Source organism: Cryobacterium sp. TMT3-29-2 (assembly GCF_004564305.1).
Taxonomy (GTDB): domain Bacteria; phylum Actinomycetota; class Actinomycetes; order Actinomycetales; family Microbacteriaceae; genus Cryobacterium; species Cryobacterium sinapicolor.
The window spans coordinates 1-5287 of sequence record NZ_SOGK01000044.1 but is presented as its reverse complement, the minus strand read 5'-3'; the positions used below and the strand labels follow the sequence as shown (position 1 = coordinate 5287).

Sequence of the window (5287 nt, the reverse complement as noted above, 5' to 3'; positions counted from 1 at the left end):
CGTCCACCCCCTCCCAGAACGACAAACGGACACTCAAAGGCGACAACGGTCGAGCCATCGACAACACCCCACAGAACTCAGGGTGTTGCTCTCACCAACTGAACTCGCCCAAGACGCTGACCCTGCATCTGAGGCGTCCCTGCGCGCGCCAATCGGCAGGAGAGAACGGACGAGGTAGTCGATGAGACGCCATATCGCGACACCTATGAGGCCCGCTATTGTGGGAGATTCGCCGTCGCTGGCGGGCGAGGAGCAGCGCCTTGGAAATCATTTAGCTTTTCGAATCAAAAGGTGCGTAGGTCTGCTCTACGTTGGTCTTTGCGGGCATGCGTTGGTATTCCGGTCTTCGCATGAATGGAGCGACGGTCGGGCAGCCTGAGGCAATGTTCGAGGTTGGGTGCTTGAGTTGACTTTCAGATTCGGCCATGTTCGCGATTTGGCTCGGGTGGCCGCAACTCGTGCACCGCCTCCGATACGGTCACCGTGTTCCTGCCTGTCGTCTTGGCCGCATACAGTGCGGTGTCAGCTTCGTTGAGGATTTGTTCGCTGCCCACCCGGCGGCCCGGCATGTAGGTGGATATCCCCGCGCTGATCGTAAGGACGCCGGAGGGGTCGCCGGTGTGGGCAATGCCCAGGTCCTGCAGCGCTGCTCGGGATCGTTCCATGGCGACCTGTGCTCCGGCCCAGGACTGCTCCGGGAGCAGGATGATGAACTCCTCTCCGCCGTACCGGTAGATGCTGTCACCTCGCCGGGCCTGGCTGGCGAGTGCAGCAGCGACTGCTTTCAGCGCTGTATCCCCGGCGGGGTGGCCGTAGATGTCGTTGTAGCTCTTGAAATTGTCCACGTCGCACATGGCCAGGCAGTAATCGTGTCCGTACCTTTCGCTCCGGCTGTGTAGCAGTTCTAGGTCTTCAGGCAGGGTCAGCCGGTTGCGCAGACCCGTCAGCGGATCGGTGCGGGCTTGTTCGGCCAATGCCTGGCGGTAACCGGCAAGTTCGGTGTGCAGGGATGTCACTCTGAGTGCCGCGATCAGGCGGGTATGCAGTGTGAACGGGTCCAGGGGCTTGGTCACGTAATCGTCGGCGCCGGCGCTCATGCCCGCCAGGATATCTTCCTGGGCTCCGAGCGAGGTCAGTAGGACCAGATACGTGTAAGAGTCTTCTTCATCGGCACGGATGGCCCGGCAGAGGGCTAACCCGTCGAGTCCAGGCATCATCAAGTCCGTGACCACGACCTGGGGCCGGTGGCTCTGGTATAGCCGCCACGCGGTATCCCCGTCAGCAGCCGTAAGGCATTCGTGTCCGGACCTTTCAACGGCCGCCTGAGCGACCAGAAGCGAACCCGGATCGTCGTCCACGACGAGGACCTTCATGATGTCTGGGACAGCGCGTTCTCCAACGCCGTATCCACCCGTGCAAGCTCGGTCTCGAGTCGGGCCAGCAGCTCCGGGTCGGGTTGGCTATCGGCTTCGCGTCCGAGGTACTCCAGTTCTTGGCACAGTGCGACGGCGCCAGTGGCTCCGATGTTGGCCGCGGCGCCTTTCAGTTTGTGGGCCGCCTGTTCAAGGGCGTCTCCGCCGCCGCTCTTCATGGCCTGGTGGAGGGCGGCGAGGCTGGAGGGGACACCTCGCTGGAAGGCCTGGGTTGCTGCGGGCAGCAACCCTTGCCCGTCGGCTGGTCCCAGGTCACGCAGAATTGCAAGTCGGGCCGGGTCCACCGCGGGTGGCGTACCCTCGTCTGGTGCGGTCCGGGGCACCCATCGCGCCAGGGTCTCGCCCAGGGCGGCCATGTTCACGGGCTTTGCGAGGTAGTCGTCCATCCCGGCCGCTAGGCAACGCTCTCGGTCTTCATCCAGTGCTCCGGCGGTCATGGCGATGATGGGCAGGCGTGCGGGGTGGTCTCCTCGGGCCCGGATGGTCCGGGTGGCCTCGAAGCCGTCCATGACCGGCATGTGGCAATCCATGAGCACAGCTAAGTAGTGGTGGGCGGCAGTGGCGGAGACCGCAGCGACACCGTCGGCCACCACGTCGGCGTCGTATCCCAGTTTGGCGACCATTTCGCGGGCGACCAGCTGATTGACCTCGTTGTCCTCGACCACCAGGATCCGTCCGCGGGAAGGTATCGCCGATCGGGCAGGCCTGGTCGGTGCGGGCGCAGGCGCCGCCGGTGCGGAGGTGGCCATCAGGCGCATGAGGCGGTCATACAACTCTGAGCTGCGGACAGGTTTGGTGAGCCATTCGCGGATGCCTGCCTCGACCAGATCGGTCTTGGTGACCTGGGATGTGGAGGTCAGCATCAGGAGCTTGATGCTCTGCAGGGCAGGGTCAGCGGTGAGTTCGCTGGCCAGTTCCAATCCGTCCATTTCCGGCATGCACATGTCGAGCACGGCGATGTCGTAGGGGTGCCCGGCGGCGGCCGCGGCCCGGGACCGGTCCAGGGCCGCGGCCGCGTCCGTGACAGCTTCTGGCTGGAGTCCCCACGCTGTCAGCTGGGATTGAAGGACGAGACGATTGGTCGCGTTGTCATCAACCACCAGCACCCGCAGCCCGGCCAACACACCTGGGACCGGGGGTTCCGGGGCCGCTGCGGGGGCTTCGGCCACGGGCAGCGGGATCGTGAACCAGAACGTGCTGCCTTCACCCAGTGCACTGGTCAAACCGATTTCCCCGCCCATCGCCTCCGTCAGCCGCCGGCAGATAGCCAGACCCAGCCCGGTTCCGCCGTACCGGCGTGTGGTGGAGGCATCAGCCTGGGAAAATGATTCGAACAAGCGAAGATGATCGCCCGGGGCGATACCGATCCCGGTATCACGAACATCAAAGCGCACCACGGCCTTCCCTGCGTCACGCCCCGTCACTGTTACCTGGATGGCCACCTCACCGGCTGCAGTGAACTTCACGGCATTGGATATTAGATTCAGCAGGATCTGCCGGATCCGACCGGCATCACCGGCGAGCCACGCCGGGACCTCCGGTTGGCAATAAGCGATGAGCTCCAAGTCCTTGCTTTGGGCAGCTTCGGCCAGAAGCGCGGCAACTTCCTCCACCAAAAGCCGCGGATTAAAGGAGGTGACATCCAATTCGACTTTCCCCGCCTCCAGCTTCGAAAAATCCAGAATGTCGTTGAGCAATGACAGCAGGGCCTCAGCCGCACTATTCACACCCTCTGCGTACTTGCGTTGCGTCTCATCCAGGGCAGTGTCTAAGAGTAGGGCGGTCAAACCGACGACGCCGTTCATCGGCGTCCGGATCTCATGACTCATTGTCGCCAGGAACTCCGACTTCAACCGGCTCGTTTCCAACGCCGCTTCACGCGCGGCCAACAGCTCCTCCTCGGCGGCCCGGCGCCCGGTGATGTCTTGTCCGATCGCAGCGATCCCGCGGACCCCGTGTTCGCCGCGGATGGGGGAAACGGTCAAGGCAACAGGCACGATGGACCCGTCATTTCTCGCCCTCTCCGTCTCGTAGCTCCGGGCGTCGCCGCCCGCAGCAATACCGGCCAGAATCGCCTCCTCGGACTCCCGGAGATGATCCGGAATGAGGAAGCTGAGGTCCCGGCCGATCGCCTCGGCGGCGGTATACCCGTACAGCCGTTCGGCGCCGGGGTTCCAGCTGGTGATGACGCCATTCACATCCTTGCCCACGATCGCGTCTGGAGCCGAATTGACGATCGCCCCCAGGCCTTCCAGCTCCGCGAGTGCATCCCGGGCCTGGTCCTGCGCGCGGCGGCGGGACGTGATATCGCGGAAACTCCAGACCCGTCCGACAATCTCTTCCCCGACGCGTTGGGGCCGGGAGTACCGTTCAAAGGTGCGTCCGTCACGGAAGTCCAAGACATCCAAGCTCTCAGCGCCGGGATCCGCATATAGTTCCCGCACCTTGTCCACGAAGCTTTCCGGATTGGCCACCTGATCCACGACAAACGCCATCATTTTCCCGTCATCATGGGAGACCATGAGCTCCGCCGGGATACCCCACAGAATGGCGAACTGTTCGTTGGAACCCGCAATCCGCCCATCGGCCGTCACAACCAGGATGCCGTCCGCGGTCGATTCCAGGGTGGCACTGAGCAAAGACAGCGCATCACGGAGCTCCCCGTCAATATGCCGGCGTTCACTCACATCCCGGACGGACGCGACGATTTCCATGCCGGGTCCGGTGCCAAACGGAACGAAGCTAATCTCGATCGGAAACTCCGTGCCGTCACGGCGACGGCCGAACAATTTCAGGTCCGTCCCTATCCGGCGCATCCGCGGGTCGGTCGCGAAGCCGTCCCGGATGACCTCGTTGTGGTCCTCGTACCACGCCGGAAGGAGCATTCCGAAATGCTTGCCCAGCAGCTGACTCCGCGGATAACCGAAGAGCCGTTCGATCTGGGCATTGACGAACGTGATGTGCCCGGGTCCGTCGATCATCAGCAAAGCGTCTGGTGCGGACTCCACCAGGTCCCGATAGAAATCCACGTCCTCGACCCGCGCCACTTCGACTGCCATCTTGACCCCCGGTACTACCTGGATAGACAAAGCCGGCCACACCCGTGGACGGCTGGGATAGGCCCACACGGACCTCCCCACGGACAGGCTATCCGGGCCCGGGCCCGAAAACACCACAAATTGCCGCACGCACCATGATCCTGTCCCCGCATAGCGCGGCCGTACGATCGTGGAGTGCCGGACCGGGACGTACCGCAGATGACGGAGGTGTACAGATCTGTTCCTTCCTCCAGTGCAGCCTTTCTTTTCTACGAGATGGCGTGCACCTGCCGGGCTGGCCACATCTGATGCACGTTGCTTTGCTTTTCCGAGGCCACCGCGGCGTCCGCCACTACCCCCAGGTCTACAGCCGGCTCGGATTCTCCCACCAGTACCGTGCCTTGGGACGCGAAGAGCTCTTGTTCGTTCTCGATCGTCATTGGAAGCGACTCGGCAAGACTCTCGATCCTGACGATTTCACCGATGCGCAAGCCATCGCCGCCATCGAGCGGATCACCCGCGGCAATTTCCGCCTTCTCGAGCGGCTCTTCCCTCAGATCAACCGGGTACTCAAGATCAACCAGCTCGACACAATCACCGACGACGTCATCGAAGCCGCCGCCAGCATCCTCGTCATCGCCAACTAGCGACACAAAGCGATCACAGTACACCGCCACAGAGCGCCAAACTCCACACCCGGGGAGTGTCCGGGACTGCCCCCGGTTTGGTTGACTCCTGACCTGTGGAGATTCGTCTTCGCTGGAAAGATGTCATCATGCCCAAGCCCTACCCGCCCGAGTTCCGCCGCGATGTTGT

Annotated in this window: 2 protein-coding genes and 1 pseudogene; 1 reads left to right on the top strand and 2 read right to left on the bottom strand. The window is 63.1% G+C overall.

Annotated elements, in window-relative coordinates:
* Nucleotides 1-413 precede the first annotated feature (413 nt).
* Entirely contained in the window at nt 414-1373 is a 960-nt protein-coding gene (locus E3O67_RS05815; protein WP_134429710.1) for a diguanylate cyclase, read from the bottom strand.
* On the bottom strand, nt 1370-4492 hold the full coding sequence (locus E3O67_RS05810) for a PAS domain S-box protein (protein WP_135102217.1): 3123 nt from the start codon (nt 4490-4492) through the stop codon (nt 1370-1372). The genes E3O67_RS05815 and E3O67_RS05810 overlap by 4 nt, the downstream gene beginning before the upstream one ends.
* A 326-nt stretch (nt 4493-4818) precedes the next feature.
* On the opposite strand from E3O67_RS05810, the pseudogene E3O67_RS05805 reads away from it, so the two are divergent.
* Nucleotides 4819-5118 (top strand): annotated as a pseudogene (locus tag E3O67_RS05805) (ATP-binding protein); the annotation flags it as partial.
* Nucleotides 5119-5287: the final 169 nt, after the last annotated feature.

What these genes read in the sequence shown, in the direction of transcription:
- E3O67_RS05815 (WP_134429710.1), bottom strand. Translation starts at nt 1,373, where the DNA reads ATGAAGGTCCTCGTCGTGGACGACGATCCGGGTTCGCTTCTGGTCGCT.
- E3O67_RS05810 (WP_135102217.1), bottom strand. Translation starts at nt 4,492, where the DNA reads ATGGCAGTCGAAGTGGCGCGGGTCGAGGACGTGGATTTCTATCGGGAC.